This is a genomic window from Tersicoccus phoenicis, assembly GCF_001968835.1.
GTDB classification, from domain to species: Bacteria; Actinomycetota; Actinomycetes; order Actinomycetales; family Micrococcaceae; genus Tersicoccus; species Tersicoccus phoenicis.
In genome coordinates this window covers 1-502 of sequence record NZ_MRDE01000101.1, presented here as the reverse complement: position 1 = coordinate 502, position 502 = coordinate 1, and the positions used below count along the sequence as shown (strand labels likewise).

The 502-nt window shown below is 60.2% G+C and carries 1 rRNA gene; it reads right to left on the bottom strand.

The features are described from left to right. Positions 1-502 (bottom strand): 23S ribosomal RNA (locus BKD30_RS15155); the annotation flags it as partial.

Here is a 502-nt window from a genome sequence, read left to right as displayed (position 1 = left end):
TACGGGGGCATTTTGCCGAGTTCCTTAACCATAATTCTCTCGATCGCCTTGGTATTCTCTACCTGATCACCTGTGTCGGTTTCGGGTACGGGCGGCTAGAACCTCGCGTCGATGCTTTTCTCGGCAGCAGAGGATCACCAGATTCCCCCGAGAGGGGGTCCCATCACGTCTCGGCCGTCACGCCCCACGGATTTGCCAATGGGACAGCCTACCTGCTTGGACCGGGACAACCATCGCCCGGCCTGGCTACCTTCCTGCGTCACACCTGTTAATACGCTTACCTCCCCGGATCAGGTCCCACGCCGCACGATCGGTGGGCACCCCGAAGGGTACCCGGTGACCGGTTGGGGTGGTTAGTATCCCCGGATCAGTAGGGGCGGTTCTTCGCCGGTACGGGAATATCAACCCGTTGTCCATCGACTACGCCTGTCGGCCTCGCCTTAGGTCCCGACTCACCCAGGGCAGATTAGCTTGACCCTGGAACCCTTGATCATTCGGCGGA